Origin of the sequence: Cellulosimicrobium sp. NPDC057127 (assembly GCF_042670945.1) — a bacterium.
Taxonomy (GTDB): Bacteria; Actinomycetota; Actinomycetes; order Actinomycetales; family Cellulomonadaceae; genus Cellulosimicrobium.
In genome coordinates this window covers 165,984-178,246 of sequence record NZ_JBHUUP010000007.1, presented here as the reverse complement: position 1 = coordinate 178,246, position 12,263 = coordinate 165,984, and the positions used below count along the sequence as shown (strand labels likewise).

The window sequence follows — 12,263 nt, the reverse complement described above, 5'->3', positions numbered from 1 at the left end:
TGCGCCGGGCCGGCGCGGGACGTGCACGGGTGCGGGACGCGCCCCGCGCGTCGGGGCCGGCCGCCGGGCGGCGACCGGCCCCGCGGCGGTCAGCTGTCGAGCAGGTCCGCCTTGCCCTCCTCGTAGGGCGTCTGCAGGCCGTCGAGGACCTCGTCCGGCGTCTTCGACTGGTTGATGAGCGACTGGAGCTGGCTCACCACGACGTCGTAGTAGCCGGGGACCGGCCAGTCGGGGTAGAACGCGAGGCCGTCCTCGTCGAGGATGGCCTGGAAGTTCTCGGTGAGCTCCTTGGTGCGCTCGTCGCTGATGACGGACGCGTCGCCGGCGACGGGCAGGCCGCCCTTCTCCGCGAGCACGTCCTGCACCTCCGGGCGCAGCGTGATGTCGATGAACTCCTCGGCGAGGTCCGGCGAGTCCGCGTTGGCGGGCACGACCCACAGGTTGCCGGACGAGCCGACCTGCAGCGTGTTCCCCGGGAAGTTGAACTGACCCCAGTCGGCGTCCATCTCCTCGACGACGCGGCCGAACCACCACGAGCCGGAGACCATCATCGGGTAGGTGCCGTTGATGAAGGAGACGCCCATGTCCTCGGCGGTCAGCGCGGCGGAGTCGTCGGCGACGTAGCTGGCCTTGATCCACTCGTCGAGCGTCTCCGTCGCGGCCGTCATCTCGGGTCCGTGGAAGTCGACCTCGCCGTCGAACAGCTGGTACCGGTCGACGAACTCACGGTCCGCGTTCGCGAGGACGAGCTCGTACCAGAGCTGGCCCATCGGGTACTCCGCGCCGGCCTCCGCGAGCGGGGTGATGCCCGCGTCCACGAACGTCTGCATGACGGTCTCGAACTCCTCGAGCGTCGTCGGCACCTCGAGCCCGTGCTCGGCGAACATCTCCTTGTTGTAGTAGACGCCGACGAACTCGCCGTAGTTCGGCACGCCGTACCACTCGCCCGACCCCATGAGGCCCTGCTCGTCGTACGTCGCGGTCGTCTGGAGCGACCCGCTGAGCTTGTCCGTCCAGCCGCGCTCCTCGGCGGCGTCCGTGAGCGGGGTGAGCAGGCCCTGCGCCGCGAGCTGCCCGGCGGTGGCGTTGCCCTTGTTGTACTCCATGACGTCGGGCACGTCGTCGCCGGTGAGGACGATCTTGGCGTTCTTCTGGATCTGCTCGAAGGTCTGCTTCTCGACGACGACCTCGACGTCGGGGTTCTCCTCCTCGAAGATCTCGATCGCCCGCGCCCAGGCCTGGCCCATCGCGGAGTCGTCGTTCTCGTAGTGCCAGATGGTCAGGGTCTGGTCGTCGGACCCCCCGCTGCCGCCGTTGCCGCACGCCGCGAGGGCGAGCGGGAGCGCGACTGTCGCAGCAGCGACGAACGGGATCTTCCGGGATCGCAGCATGTGCGTGTCCTCCTCATCGAGTCTCCGGCGCACGCGGCCGGACGAGCGACCGGGTCTCGGCCCGGTCCGTTGTGGGTCAGCGGGCCGGGAGCCCGCCGTCGGCGCGCTCGTCGCGGTGCGCCGCGGGTGCGACGCTGCTTCCGGGCTCGAGCGCGCAGGGGATGAGCACGTTCGGTGTGCTCGGACGGGAGCCGTCCACGAGGGACAGCAGCTTCTGCACGCCCAGGCGGCCGAGCTCGGCCCCCGGCGCGTGCATGGTGGTCAGGGGCGGGTTGCTCATCGCCCCGACCCCGGGTGACGTGACGATCGACAGGATCGACATGTCGGCAGGGATCGCGATGCCGCGCTGCTGGAGCTCGGCCACGACGCCGAACGTCGCGATCTCGTTCATGGTCACCAGCGCCGTGAGGCGCGGCTCGGTGTCGAGCAGCCGGCCGACGGCCGTGCGGCCCGCCTCCGGCGACTCGTCGACGCGCAGGCTGATCGGCTCCAGGCCGCGGGCGCGCATCGCGGTCTCGAACCCCTCCTCGGCGCGGAACGTCGGCGCGTACCCGTCCTCGACCGTCGCCTGCGAGTGGTTGACGAACGCGATGTGCCGGTGCCCGAGGTCGGCGAGGTGGCGCACGGCCTCCTCGGTCGTCCGGTCGAAGTCGATGTCGACCGACGGCCGGTCCGTGACGTCGCGCGTGCGACCGATCATCGTGTACGGCACCTCGGCCTCGTCCAGGACGTCGACCCGGTCGTCGTCGAGGGCGACCTCCATGAGGAGGACCCCGTCCGCCATCCCCTGGCGCACGAGGTCGCGGACCTCGGGCGCCTGCGTCGTGCGGAAGGGCCACAGGACCAGGTGGTAGCCGTTCTCCCGGGCGGTGTCGGCGGCGCTCGAGACGAACTCCGCGACCGTCCCCCCGAGCCCCTTCTCCATGGCCGGGTAGATGAGCGCGAGCACGTTGCTGCGGCGCGACGCCAGGCCCCGGGCCATGGCGTTCGGCTGGTAGCCGAGCTCGCTCATCGCGTCCTCGATGCGCCGTCGCGTGGCGTCCGAGACCGGGCGCGTCCCCGAGAGGGCGTAGGACACGGTGCTCAGCGAGACCTGGGCACGTCGCGCCACGTCCTGCATCGTCGCCATCCTCGCCACTCCCCTGTGGTCGGTCCGCCGCTGCCCGGGCCGCCGGGCGGCCGGGGCGAAGTGCATCGAAGCGCTTCGTCGAAACGCATCGTCGAAGCGCTTCGCTGTAAGGAGTATTGGATGAACAAAAGGGGTTCGTCAAGCCCCTGGGTCGAAAGAGCTCGCGATCGAGGGAGAGGTACGGGGTGCCGCGAGCGTCAGCCGCGGCGGACGTCGGCCCCGGCGACGCGCCGACCCCCGCGCCAGACCTCGCGCACGCGCAGGTCGGGGTCCGTCACCACGACGTCCGCGCGGCGCCCGGCGACGAGCCCCCCGACGTCGGGCGCCCCGAGCACCGCGGCAGGCGTCCACGACGCCGCGCGCACGGCATCCACGAGGCCCACGCCGGCGGCCACGGTCGCGCGGACGACGTCCAGGAGGTGGGACGTGCCGCCCGCGATCGCCCCGCCCTCGGCGAGCCGCGCCACGCCGCTCTCGACGGTGACGCGGACCGGCCCGAGGTCGTACGCGCCGTCCGGCATCCCGGCGGCAGCCATGGCGTCCGTGACGAGCGCGACACCGTCCCGCGGGCCGACGAGACCCATGACGCTGCGCACCGTGCCGGGCGCGAGATGCGTCCCGTCCGCGACGAGCTCGACCACCATCTCGCCACGGGCCGCCGCCGCCAGGCACGCCGCGACCGGCCCCGGGTCACGGTGGTGCAGTGGCCGCATCCCGTTGAACAGGTGCGTCGCGGTCAGCCGTGCACCGGGCCGCCCCGAGGCCGCGAGCGCCCCGAGCGCGGCCGAGACCGCCGCCTCGGTCTGCTCCGCGCTCGCGTCGGTGTGCCCGATCGACGGGACGGCGCCGGCGTCCGCGAGCGCCTCGATCACCCCTCCGCGCCCGACGACGCCCGGCACCTCCGGCGCGACCGTCATGGTGCGCAGGTGTCCCCGGGCGGCGGCGGCCACCGCGCGGACGAGGTCGGGGTCGCCGTGGAGCATGTCGTGCGGGTTCTGGGCTCCGCAGCGCGCCGCGGAGAGGAACGGACCCTCGAGGTGGATGCCCGCGAGCTCGTCGTCGTCCGCGAGCTCGGCGAGCGTCGCGGTACGCGCGAGCAGCACCTCGCGCGGAGCGGTCACGAGGGAGGCCACGAGGCTCGTCGTGCCGTGGCGCAGGTGCTCGTGCACGGCGGCGCGCGCCTCGTCCGCGCTCGTCGCGTCGGGGAAGCTCACGCCGCCGCCGCCGTGGTCGTGGAGGTCGACGAGGCCGGGGAGGATCGTGCCGGTCCCGGCGGGGCCGGCGTCGGGGAACCCGGCCGTGGGGGCGTCGACGCGCGGGCCGACCCACGCGATGCGGTCGCCGTCGAGGACGACCGCTCCGTCGTCGAGCACCGCGACGGGCGTCACGACGCGGCCGGTGAGGACGCGGGGGGTGCCCCGACGCGCGTCGTCGGGCACGGGGCGAGGTGCGTGCGGCTCGGCCATGGCTCCATTCTGGCGCACTTCGTACACCCCGCGTGCAAATAGGTGCTCAGGTGGCGCGACGCGCCAGGAGCCGGGCGGCACCGCGGCCGAGGTGGTGCGCGAACGCACGTCGGAAGGTCGGGATCGCCCAGGCGATCGGGCGCAGCCACCACAGCACGGGACGGCTGAAGACCTCGATGCGCCACCACAGGTCGCCCGCGGCGTCCCGCTCGACCGCGAACATCTCCTCCCCCACGAACGCGTGACCCGGCAGCGTCCCGTACCCGAACGCGACGCGGTCCGCGCCACGCTCGACCCACACCACCTCGCACGCCTCGCGCAGGACCGCGGGACCGAGACCGAGGAGCGTCGTGACGCGCACCCCGGGAGCCACGACGGCGGCATCGGCCTCGACGCGCACCCGGGACGCGGCGTGCACCCGCCAGGTGAGGAGCTGCTCGCCGAGCCACGCGAGGTCCTCCACCGGGTGCGCGTGGCGCGACAACCGGTGCCGCACCGTCAGGTACCGGTAGCCGGCCGGCCGGCCCCCGGTGCGCGTCGCCCCGACCTCGGGGTACGTGAAGCTCATGCGGTCTCCTCTCCTGCGGGCGGCACGTCGCCACCTCGTCCGCGCGGTGCGGTCGCCCGCGCGTCGTCGTCCGGCGCCGGCGGCGCCACGTCGGCGCTCGCGGCGACGGCTGCCCGGTCCGCCGTCCGTGTCTCCGCAGCGTTGCGGACCAGCCGCACGGCGAGGAGCGAGCACAGCACGAAGCCGAGGGCGTTCGCGACGCCGTGCGTGGCCGCCATCACGTCCAGCCCGGGGTGCGGGAACCCCATGGCCTCCCCCGCCGCCCACCAGACCGCGAGCAGCATCGCGACGGCGACGGCGACCGCGCCGACGGCGAGCAGCGCCCGGGCCGCCGACGGCACGGCGCCGTCACGGACGAGCGACCGCACGGTCGCCCACGCCGTCGCCCAGAGGGCGAGCGCGAGCACCAGCGCACCGGCCAGCTCGGCGACGTCCCCCACGAAGTACCCCACGAGCACGAGCCCCGTGCCGAGCGGGACGCCCCACGCCCCGGCCACCGCGAACGCGTCGGGCCCGCCGTCCCGCCGCGCGAGGGCGGCGACCGAGCCGGCGACCAGGGCGGCCCCGAAGCCCGCGTAGAGCATGTGCGGCACGGTGAGCGCGAGGTACGTGCCGTCGAACCCGAGCAGGCCCCACCCACCCCGCTCGGCGACGAGCGCGGCGGCGCCGACGCCCGGCAGCACGAGTCCCACGACCGTCGTCGCCCCCGTCGCGGCACGAACGGGTACCGGCAGACCCCGCTCCCTCGGCGCGGGTGCCGACGCCCGTACCGCGAGCCGGGCCGCGGCGAGGACGAGGACCGCCGTCGCCGCGCCGAAGCACGCGGCCAGCGCCACGGCGAGCGGCCCGCGGGGCACGGCGAGGCTCGTCGCTCCGGCGACGCCCGCCAGGACCCAGAGCGGCGAGCGTGGTGCGGGTACGACGCCCGGGCCGAGGAGCCGCAGGCCCAGCGGCAGGACGACCAGCATGCCCAGCACCACGAGAGCGGCCACCACGGCGTCGCCGCCGGCGCTCACGCGGTCCCCTCCTCGGTCGCGGGGCTCTCGGGCAGGCGGCGTGCCGTCGCCTCGTCGGGCTCCGGACCGGGGCGCTCGGGATGCACCGCGCGCACGAGTCGGAGCGCGTCGTCCACGACGCCGCGAGCCACGGGCAGCCGGGACAGGCGCACGACGTGGCCGACCAGCGCCGCACCCTGCTCGACGAGGCGCCGCGTGCGTGCGCGACCGGGCGAGGTGTCGTGGACCCAGAACAGCGTGACGCCGAGCTGGGCGAGCCACAGCAGCTCCGGGAGCTCGGCCCGCAGCCGCGAGGGGACCGCCGGCTCGGCTCCCGCGACCACCTCCTCGAACAGCGCGCGGGACGCCTCGCGCGCCGGGCCGGACGCCGCGGAGAACGGGCTCGCGTCCGAACCCGGCCGGATCGCCACCGACAGGAACCCGGCACCGAACGCGTGGAACGGCTCGAACGCGTCGACGCCCGCGTGCCAGACACCGCGCAGACGGTCCGTGAGCGTCCCTCCCGCCGCGAGGACGGGGGCGGCGAGCGCGGCGTGCTCGTGCTGGACCTCGAGGTAGAGCTCCTGCACCAGGGCGTCCTTGGACGCGAAGTGGTAGTACGCGTTGCCGGTGCTCACGCCGGCCGCCTCGGCGATGCCGCGCATCGTCGTGCGCTCGTACCCGACGTCGCGCAGCATGCGGATCGCGACCTCGCGCACGTGCGCGCGCGTCCGGTCCGACTTCGGCGTCGCGCCGCTCATCGCCGGTACCCGACCCCGCCTGTTTTGAACATGTTCAGAAAGTACCATGCGTGTCGACGGCCCGGCGTCACCGGGCACGGAGCGGCCTCGAGCGCCCACGCGGCGCGTGCGACGCGCCCGGACCCGACCACGCACCCGGGCCGCGGCCGGGCGGCGGCCGGGCGGCGGCCGGGCGGCGGCTCAGAAGAGACGCGACTCCACGTCGTCGACGCCGCGCATGGCGTCGTAGTCGAGCACGAGGCACCCGATCCCGCGGTCGGTCGCGAGCACGCGCGCCTGCGGCTTGATCTCCCGCGCCGCGAAGATCCCGCGCACGGGGGCGAGGAGCGGGTCGCGGTTGAGCAGCTCGAGATAGCGCGTCAGCTGCTCGACACCGTCGATGTCACCCCGTCGCTTGATCTCGACGGCGACCGTCGCGCCGTCCGCGTCCTTGGCGAGGATGTCGACCGGGCCGATCGCGGTCGGGTACTCGCGGCGCACCAGCGTGTGCCCCGAGCCGAGGAGCTCGATCTGCGCGGCGAGCATCTCCTGCAGGTGGGCCTCGACGCCGTCCTTGACCAGGCCGGGGTCGACGCCGAGGTCGTGCGAGCTGTCGTGCAGGACCTCGTGGAGCTCGATCTCGAGGCGGTCGTCGCTCTTGGCGTGCTGCACGGCCCAGACCTCGCTCACCCCACGCGACACGGCCTCCTCCTCGGGGGCCCGCACGGCCAGCGAGCACGGCGGGCTCATCCAGTTCAGCGGCTTGTACGAACCGCCGTCGGAGTGGAGCAGCACGCTCCCGTCAGCCTTGACGAGGAGCACGCGGGTCGCGAGCGGCAGGTGGGCGGACAGCCGCCCCGTGTAGCGGGCGGAGCAGCGGGCGACGACGAGACGCATGGGTCCTTCCGGGTGGTGCGCGGCGGCGGGCGGGACGACGTCGACCGCGTCAGACGACGACGTCGCGCCGGCCGGGCGGCGCCGCCTCGAGCCACGAGGCGAGTCCTTCGTACGCGGCGCGCGCCATCGTGAGCTGGAACTCCTGCCCGTGGTACCGGCACCGCACGAGGTACGTGTCGGGACGTGCGTCCGCCCCGGTGAACGGCTCCCGGCCGATGATCGAGAGGTCGTGGCGCGCCCACGTGCGTGCGGGCCGCCAGGACAGGGACCAGGAACGCCACCAGTCGATGCGCCCCACCCCGTAGTGCGCGATGCCCAGGGTCCACGAGGCGTTCTCGACGCCCGCGGGCCGGGCCCCGCACTCGAACGACCCGACACGGTGCGAGAGCGCCCGCAGGCGCAGCGCGCCCAGCCCGACCACGACCAGGGCTGCGAGGAGCAGCCCGAGCGCGATCCAGGCGGGGAGCGTCATCGTGGTGCGGTCCTGGTGGTCAGCGGCCGGACGCGGGCTCGGCCGAGTCCGCGACGATCGTCACCTGGTCCGCGTCGACCGACAGGAACCCGCCGGTGACGCGCACCTCGACCGGTGCGCCCGTCGCGACCGCGATCCGCACCGTGCCCTCCTGGAGCACGGACAGCAGCGGCGAGTGCCCGGCGAGGATGCCGATCTCGCCGTCCGCCGCCGGGGCGCTCACGCGCGACGCCACTCCCGACCAGATCTTGCGGTCCGCCGCCACGAGGTCGACGTTCAGCTCAGCCACTGCAACTCCTTCATTCCCGGTGCTCGGCCCGGCTCGGGGCCGGACCGTGGTCCCGGCTCACGTGGACCTCGTCCGGCGGACGTTCTCGTGCGGCCCGTCACCGGACCGCGGACCACGACGGCGCGCGGGGCCGTGCCGGACGGCCCGGCCCCGCGCGGTCGGTGCGTCAGGAGCCGTACTCCTCCTGGATGCGGGCCCAGTTGCGCTCGAGGTCCTCGAGACCGCCGATGTTGTAGAAGGCCTGCTCGGCGATGTGGTCGAACTCGCCGTCCGCGATCTTCTTGAACGCCTCGATCGTCTCGCTGAGCGGCACGGTCGAGCCGACGACGCCCGTGAACTTCTCGGCCATGTACGTGTTCTGGGAGAGGAACTGCTGGATGCGGCGCGCACGCGCGACGACCGTCTTGTCCTCCTCCGACAGCTCGTCCACGCCGAGGATCGCGATGATGTCCTGGAGCTCCTTGTTGCGCTGCAGGATCGACTTCACGCGCGTGGCGACGTCGTAGTGCTCCTGGCCCACGTAGCGCGGGTCGAGGATGCGGGACGTCGACGCGAGCGGGTCCACCGCGGGGTACAGACCGCGCGAGGCGATCTCGCGGGAGAGCTCCGTCGTCGCGTCGAGGTGGGCGAACGTCGTCGCCGGCGCCGGGTCCGTGTAGTCGTCGGCCGGGACGTAGATCGCCTGGAGCGACGTGATGGAGTGACCGCGCGTCGAGGTGATGCGCTCCTGGAGGAGGCCCATCTCGTCGGCGAGGTTCGGCTGGTAGCCCACCGCGGACGGCATGCGGCCGAGCAACGTCGACACCTCGGAGCCCGCCTGCGTGAAGCGGAAGATGTTGTCGATGAACAGCAGCACGTCCTGCTTCTTGACGTCGCGGAAGTACTCCGCCATCGTCAGCGCGGACAGGGCCACGCGGAGGCGCGTGCCCGGCGGCTCGTCCATCTGGCCGAACACGAGCGCCGTCTTGTCGAAGACGCCCGCGTCCTCCATCTCGTGGATCAGGTCGTTGCCCTCACGCGTGCGCTCGCCGACGCCGGCGAACACGGAGACACCGCCGTGGTCCTGCGCGACGCGCTGGATCATCTCCTGGATGAGGACCGTCTTGCCGACGCCCGCGCCGCCGAAGAGGCCGATCTTCCCACCCTGCACGTACGGGGTGAGCAGGTCGATGACCTTGATGCCGGTCTCGAACATCTGCGTCTTGGACTCGAGCTGGTCGAACGCCGGGGGCTTGCGGTGGATGGGCCAGCGCTCGGTGATCTCGATGCGCTCGCCCTCGTCGGCGTTGAGGACGTCGCCGGTCACGTTGAAGACGCGACCCTTGGTCACGTCGCCGACCGGGACGCTGATCGGCGCGCCCGTGTCGGTGACCTGCGCGCCGCGGACCAGGCCGTCGGTCGGCTTGAGCGCGATGGCGCGCACGAGCGAGTCGCCGAGGTGCTGCGCGACCTCGAGCATGAGCGTGAAGCTCTTCTCGCCCTCGCCCTGCGAGGACAGGTCGATGTCGACCTTGAGCGCGTTGTAGATGTCGGGGATCGCGTCCGCCGGGAACTCGATGTCCACGACGGGGCCGATCACACGAGCGACTCGGCCGGTTCCCGGCCCGGACGGGGCCGCGCCGCGTGCTGCTTCCACGGTGGTGGCGGTCATTGCTTGCCTCGCTTCGCAGTGCCGGAACGCTGCCCGGCGGGTTCGGTCAGGATGTCGGTGATGGTGGCGGGCGCGGCGGCCCGGACCACCCGGCGGGGCGTCATGAGGCCGCCAGCGCGTCGGCACCCGAGACGATCTCGCTGATCTCCTGGGTGATGTCCGCCTGCCGGGCCTGGTTCGCGAGCCGGGTGTAGGTGCGGATGAGGTCCTCGGCGTTGTCCGTGGCCGTGTGCATCGCGCGCTGGCGTGCCGCCAGCTCGGACGCCGCGGCCTCGAGGAGGCAGCTGAAGATGCGGCTGCGCACGTAGCGCGGCAGCAGCGCGTCCAGCACGGCCTCCGGCGACGGCTCGAACTCGTAGAGCGGCAGCACGTCGTGCTTCCCGGCGGGCGCGACGCCTTCCACGACCTCGAGCGGCAGCATCCGCACCACGCGCGGGCGCTGCGTGACCATGTTGACGAACTGCGTGTGGACGATGTGCAGCTCGCTCACTCCGCCCTCCGCGACCGGGGCGAGGAACGCCCCGAGGAGAGTCTCGGCGATCTCGCCCGCCACGTCCGCGTCCGGGGCGTCGGACCCGTACGACCACGTGCCCGCGAGCTCGCGCCCGCGGAACGTGTAGTACGAGATCGCCCGGCGGCCGGACGCGTAGAGCGCGACCTCCTTGCCCTCGGCCGTCAGACGCTCCACGAGGCGCTCGGCCTCGCGCAGGATCGACGCCGAGTAGGAGCCGGCCATCCCGCGGTCGGAGGCGACGACGAGCACCGCGACACGGTTGGTGTCCGTGCGCTCGCTCGTCAGCGGGTGCTGCGTCGACGAGTGCGTCGCCACCGCCGAGACCGCGCGCGTGATGGCGCGCGCGTACGGCGTCGCGGCCGCGGTGCGGGCTCGCGCCTTCCCGATCCGGGACGCGGCGATGAGCTCCTGCGCGCGGAACATCTTCTTGAGCGACTGCGTCGACTTGATCCGCTGCTTGTAGACGCGCTGGGACCCGGCCATGCTCAGGCCCTCTTCTGCCGGACGATCTGCTCCTGCTCCACGTCCGCGCCCTCGTCCTCGACGTCGTCGCCGCCGACCAGCGGCGAGCCGTCGCCCTTGAGGAAGCCGTTGCGGAACGCGTCGACGGCGGACGCGAGCTCGGACTCGGTCGCCTCCTCGAGCTTGCCCGTCTCGGCGATCGCGGAGAGCACGCCCGTGTTGCGACGCAGGTGCTCGAGCATCTCGGACTCGAAGCGACGCACGTCCTCGACCGGGACGTCGTCGATCTTGCCCTTCGTGCCGGCCCAGATCGAGGCGACCTGCTCCTCGACGGGGAACGGCGAGTACTGGCCCTGCTTGAGCAGCTCCATGAGCACCGCGCCGCGCTGCAGCTGGCCGCGCGAGGCCGCGTCGAGGTCGGACGCGAACATCGCGAACGCCTCGAGCGAGCGGTACTGCGCCAGCTCGAGCTTCAGCGTGCCCGAGACCTTCTTCATGGCCTTGACCTGGGCGTCGCCACCCACGCGGGAGACCGAGATGCCGACGTCCACCGCGGGACGCTGGTCGGCGTTGAAGAGGTCCGACTGGAGGAAGATCTGGCCGTCGGTGATGGAGATGACGTTCGTCGGGATGTAGGCCGACACGTCGTTCGCCTTCGTCTCGATGATCGGCAAGCCGGTCATCGACCCGGCGCCGAGCTCGTCGGAGAGCTTCGCGCAGCGCTCGAGCAGGCGGGAGTGCAGGTAGAAGACGTCACCCGGGTACGCCTCGCGGCCCGGCGGGCGACGCAGGAGCAGCGACACGGCGCGGTACGCCTCGGCCTGCTTCGACAGGTCGTCGAAGATGATGAGGACGTGCTTGCCGTCGTACATCCAGTGCTGGCCGATCGCCGAGCCGGTGTACGGGGCGAGGTACTTGAAGCCCGCGGGGTCGGAGGCCGGGGCCGCGACGATCGTCGTGTACTCGAGCGCGCCCGCGTCCTCGAGCGCGCCGCGCACGGACGCGATGGTGGAGCCCTTCTGGCCCACCGCGACGTAGATGCAGCGGACCTGCTTGCTCGGGTCGCCCGACTCCCAGTTCGCCTTCTGGTTGATGATCGTGTCGATCGCGATCGCCGTCTTGCCCGTCTGGCGGTCGCCGATGATGAGCTGACGCTGGCCGCGGCCGATCGGGATCATCGAGTCGATCGCCTTGAGGCCGGTCTGCAGCGGCTCGTGGACCGACTTGCGGGCCATGACGCCGGGGGCCTGCAGCTCGAGGGCGCGGCGAGCGTCCGTCTCGACGGCGCCGAGGCCGTCGATCGGGTTGCCGAGCGGGTCGACCACGCGGCCGAGGTACCCCTCGCCGACGGGCACCGAGAGGACCTCGCCGGTACGGCGGACCTCCTGGCCCTCCTCGATGCCGGTGAACTCGCCGAGGACGACGACACCGATCTCGCGGACGTCGAGGTTGAGGGCGAGACCGAGGGTCCCGTCCTCGAAGCGCAGCAGCTCGTTGGCCATCGCGCCCGGGAGACCCTCGACCTGGGCGATGCCGTCGGCGGCCAGGGTGACCCGGCCCACCTCCTCGGACACGGCGCCCTCGGGCTCGTAGGACTTCACGAAGCTGTCCAGAGCGGCCCGGATCTCCTCCGGCCGGATCGTCAGCTCAGCCATTGCTCTTCTCCTGTCGTGGCCGCACCTCGTGGGT

At 73.0% G+C, this 12,263-nt stretch carries 12 protein-coding genes; all 12 read right to left on the bottom strand.

The annotated features are described in order from the left end of the window. Positions 1 to 89: 89 nt before the first annotated feature. On the bottom strand, positions 90 to 1,391 hold the full coding sequence (locus tag ACFTZA_RS09370) for an ABC transporter substrate-binding protein (RefSeq protein ID WP_378193215.1): 1,302 nt from the start codon (positions 1,389 to 1,391) through the stop codon (positions 90 to 92). A gap of 76 nt (positions 1,392 to 1,467) precedes the next feature. Beyond that, entirely contained in the window at positions 1,468 to 2,520 is a 1,053-nt protein-coding gene (locus tag ACFTZA_RS09365) for a LacI family DNA-binding transcriptional regulator (RefSeq protein ID WP_378193212.1), read from the bottom strand. Between the two features lie 197 nt (positions 2,521 to 2,717). Continuing rightward, positions 2,718 to 3,986, bottom strand: a complete 1,269-nt coding sequence (locus tag ACFTZA_RS09360) for an N-acetylglucosamine-6-phosphate deacetylase (protein ID WP_378193209.1) — start codon at positions 3,984 to 3,986, stop codon at positions 2,718 to 2,720. Positions 3,987 to 4,032: 46 nt separating this feature from the next. After that, positions 4,033 to 4,554: a DUF1990 family protein gene (locus tag ACFTZA_RS09355; protein WP_378193206.1), complete on the bottom strand. Its 522-nt coding sequence runs from the start codon at positions 4,552 to 4,554 to the stop codon at positions 4,033 to 4,035. Continuing rightward, positions 4,551 to 5,570, bottom strand: coding sequence for a YndJ family transporter (locus tag ACFTZA_RS09350; RefSeq protein ID WP_378193203.1), 1,020 nt, complete (start codon positions 5,568 to 5,570; stop codon positions 4,551 to 4,553). Before ACFTZA_RS09350 ends, ACFTZA_RS09355 begins: the two co-directional genes overlap by 4 nt. Beyond that, positions 5,567 to 6,310 (bottom strand): TetR family transcriptional regulator, encoded by a 744-nt coding sequence (locus ACFTZA_RS09345; RefSeq protein ID WP_378193200.1) that lies wholly within the window; start codon positions 6,308 to 6,310, stop codon positions 5,567 to 5,569. The genes ACFTZA_RS09350 and ACFTZA_RS09345 overlap by 4 nt, the downstream gene beginning before the upstream one ends. Positions 6,311 to 6,490: 180 nt before the next feature. After that, a complete protein-coding gene (gene nucS, locus ACFTZA_RS09340) occupies positions 6,491 to 7,186 on the bottom strand; it encodes an endonuclease NucS (protein WP_378193196.1) in 696 nt (231 codons plus the stop codon). A 49-nt stretch (positions 7,187 to 7,235) separates the two neighbouring features. Then, complete coding sequence (locus ACFTZA_RS09335) at positions 7,236 to 7,658, bottom strand: DUF2550 domain-containing protein (RefSeq protein WP_378193193.1); 423 nt, start codon at positions 7,656 to 7,658, stop codon at positions 7,236 to 7,238. 19 nt (positions 7,659 to 7,677) lie between these two features. Continuing rightward, a complete protein-coding gene (locus tag ACFTZA_RS09330) occupies positions 7,678 to 7,947 on the bottom strand; it encodes a F0F1 ATP synthase subunit epsilon (protein WP_378193190.1) in 270 nt (89 codons plus the stop codon). 166 nt (positions 7,948 to 8,113) lie between these two features. Further along, the gene (atpD, locus tag ACFTZA_RS09325; protein ID WP_378193186.1) at positions 8,114 to 9,598 is read right to left on the bottom strand and encodes a F0F1 ATP synthase subunit beta; all 1,485 of its coding nucleotides are present in this window, start codon (positions 9,596 to 9,598) and stop codon (positions 8,114 to 8,116) included. Between the two features lie 100 nt (positions 9,599 to 9,698). Next, the gene (locus ACFTZA_RS09320) at positions 9,699 to 10,595 is read right to left on the bottom strand and encodes a F0F1 ATP synthase subunit gamma (protein ID WP_378193183.1); all 897 of its coding nucleotides are present in this window, start codon (positions 10,593 to 10,595) and stop codon (positions 9,699 to 9,701) included. Between the two features lie 2 nt (positions 10,596 to 10,597). Beyond that, positions 10,598 to 12,229 (bottom strand): F0F1 ATP synthase subunit alpha, encoded by a 1,632-nt coding sequence (atpA, locus tag ACFTZA_RS09315; RefSeq protein WP_378193180.1) that lies wholly within the window; start codon positions 12,227 to 12,229, stop codon positions 10,598 to 10,600. Positions 12,230 to 12,263: the final 34 nt, after the last annotated feature.

What these genes read in the sequence shown, in the direction of transcription:
- ACFTZA_RS09360 (WP_378193209.1), bottom strand. Translation starts at nt 3,986, where the DNA reads ATGGCCGAGCCGCACGCACCTCGCCCCGTGCCCGACGACGCGCGTCGG.
- ACFTZA_RS09355 (WP_378193206.1), bottom strand. Translation starts at nt 4,554, where the DNA reads ATGAGCTTCACGTACCCCGAGGTCGGGGCGACGCGCACCGGGGGCCGG.
- ACFTZA_RS09370 (WP_378193215.1), bottom strand. Translation starts at nt 1,391, where the DNA reads ATGCTGCGATCCCGGAAGATCCCGTTCGTCGCTGCTGCGACAGTCGCG.
- ACFTZA_RS09365 (WP_378193212.1), bottom strand. Translation starts at nt 2,520, where the DNA reads ATGGCGACGATGCAGGACGTGGCGCGACGTGCCCAGGTCTCGCTGAGC.
- nucS (WP_378193196.1), bottom strand. Translation starts at nt 7,186, where the DNA reads ATGCGTCTCGTCGTCGCCCGCTGCTCCGCCCGCTACACGGGGCGGCTG.
- ACFTZA_RS09335 (WP_378193193.1), bottom strand. Translation starts at nt 7,658, where the DNA reads ATGACGCTCCCCGCCTGGATCGCGCTCGGGCTGCTCCTCGCAGCCCTG.
- atpA (WP_378193180.1), bottom strand. Translation starts at nt 12,229, where the DNA reads ATGGCTGAGCTGACGATCCGGCCGGAGGAGATCCGGGCCGCTCTGGAC.
- ACFTZA_RS09320 (WP_378193183.1), bottom strand. Translation starts at nt 10,595, where the DNA reads ATGGCCGGGTCCCAGCGCGTCTACAAGCAGCGGATCAAGTCGACGCAG.
- atpD (WP_378193186.1), bottom strand. Translation starts at nt 9,598, where the DNA reads ATGACCGCCACCACCGTGGAAGCAGCACGCGGCGCGGCCCCGTCCGGG.
- ACFTZA_RS09345 (WP_378193200.1), bottom strand. Translation starts at nt 6,310, where the DNA reads ATGAGCGGCGCGACGCCGAAGTCGGACCGGACGCGCGCGCACGTGCGC.